Source organism: Streptomyces malaysiensis subsp. samsunensis (genome assembly GCF_024519315.1).
GTDB lineage: Bacteria > Actinomycetota > Actinomycetes > Streptomycetales > Streptomycetaceae > Streptomyces > Streptomyces malaysiensis.
The window spans coordinates 1-2,020 of sequence record NZ_JANIIC010000192.1; the positions used below are offsets into that span (position 1 = coordinate 1).

2 protein-coding genes are annotated in these 2,020 nt (G+C 68.1%); both read left to right on the forward strand.

All coding sequences use genetic code 11. From position 1 onward, the window contains the following. On the forward strand, positions 1-1,053 hold a 1,053-nt coding region (locus NQU54_RS48380; protein ID WP_372506436.1), incomplete at its 5' end, for a TniB family NTP-binding protein. Further along, the gene (locus NQU54_RS48385) at positions 1,050-1,985 is read left to right on the forward strand and encodes a TniQ family protein (protein WP_257636627.1); all 936 of its coding nucleotides are present in this window, start codon (positions 1,050-1,052) and stop codon (positions 1,983-1,985) included. The genes NQU54_RS48380 and NQU54_RS48385, both read left to right, overlap by 4 nt. The last annotated feature ends 35 nt before the right edge of the window (positions 1,986-2,020 follow it).

Below are 2,020 nucleotides of genomic sequence, written 5' to 3' on the forward strand. Positions count from 1 at the left end.
GAAGAAGTGGTGGTGAACTTCCCGGAGTTCGGGATGGCGGACGAACGGCGTCTGCCGACCACGACGCTGGAGGGCTGGCGCCGGTTCGTGAACGCCGACCCGCTCACCTTCGACCTGCTGTCCGAGGACGGGTGGCAGGCCCTGGAGCCGTCGGCCCGGCACGAGTACGACGAGGCCCGGGTGAACTACCACTCCGAACTGATTGTCGTGGAGACGCCCACGATCCGCGAGGTCACCCACCAGGGACGGATGTTGACCCTGGTGAACCGGCGGGAGATCAGCGCCCGCCGCGGTCTGATCGTGTCCGGGCCCTGGGCGACGGGCAAGTCCACCGCGATCAAGCAGCTCGGCCGCATCCACGAGCTGCGAGTACGCCAGCGGTTCCCCGACCACGACCGTATCCCGGTCGTCTACGTCTCCGCCCCGCCCAACGGTTCCCCGCGCAAGCTCGCCACCCGTTTCGCGCACTTCCTGGGCCTGCCGCTGAAGTCGCGGCACAACGAGATGGACATCGCCGACACCGTCTGCCAGCTCCTGACCGACGCCCGTTGCGACCTGGTTTGCGTGGACGAGATCCACAACATCAACATGGCCACGTCCACCGGCAAGGACATGTCCGACCACCTGAAGTACTTCACCGAGCACATCCCCGCCACGTTCGTCTATGCAGGCATCAACGTCGAACGGGAGGGCCTGTTCAGTGGGGTGAGGGGCCGCCAGATCGCTGCCCGCTGCGTGATGCGCGCGACCGGGAACTTCCCCGAGACCGCCGAGTGGCAGTCGATGATCGCCACGATGGAGCATGCTCTTCGGCTCCACCGCCACCCCAGCGGGACCCTCTCCGGGCAGGCGAAGTATCTCCACCAGCGCACTGGCGGCAGCATCAGCAGTCTGTCCCACCTGATCCGGGCGGCCGCCATCAGCGCGATCATCGACGGCAGCGAGCGGATCTCACGGCGCCTGCTCGACTCCGTTCCGGTCGACCACAGCACCCAGTCCGACAACCCGGCCCCATCCGACGGCAAGGACGACGGGATCGGGGATGCCGCGTGAGTACACCGGTCCTTCCCGGCCCGAGGCTGCGGCAGCTCCCCCGCACGATCAAGCCGCTGCACCGCGAGACCTCCGGCTCCTACCTGGGACGCCTCGCCGCCGCGAACCGCATCTCCCATCAGGAGCTGTCCGCGCACATCCAGGACCCCGACCGCATCCACCCGGGCAAGCTCACCACCCTGCACGTGATCCACTGCCTGTCCGGGCACCCCGTCGACCGGCTCCTGCAATCCCTGCCCGACCTGCGGACCGCGGAACTGGCCGCACGCTTCACCGCGCAACCCTTCAAGCCACTCCCCGACAAAGGATGGACGACCCAGCCCGTCTGCACCCGCTGCCTGGCCGGCCTGGGCATCACCACCCACGCCTCACACCACGTCCCGGTCAGCACCAACATCTGTCTGAGACACGGCCGCTGGATCGGCCGATACGGGCACCAGCTCGAACTGCGCACCGTCCCGGAGGTGATCCGTGCACAGCGCCACCACTACAACCTCGTCCGCCGCCACGGCCAGCCGACTGTCACCTACGCGATGGCCGAAGCCACCGACATCTCTTTCCGCTGGTGGGACAGCGACCGGTTCGACCGGCGATGGCGCGACCGCATGACCGCGCTCAGTGGCCCGAAATGGCACGCCTTCAAGGACGACATCGAGCTCGTCGCCTCCACCTACCCGGACATCGTCGCCCTCGCCGGTCTCTTCGCCTCGCCGCATCTGCGTTTCCTGCCGTTCACGGGCAAGGACCGGGACCTGCGGCGTTTCATCCGGGAAGTCCGCGAGCGGGCCGCCACCGGCTACAGCCTCGAAGCCGCCGGCAATCGCGACCCGCTGATCCGCTGGATCGAGGAAGAACCCTCCGACCGCAGCCTCCCGTTCTATCCCTGGCGCCCTCCGAGCCGTCCCGCCCCTGAGCAGGTGAACATCCCATGACGACCATGTCTTCGCTCCGGCGGACACCGTCGGCC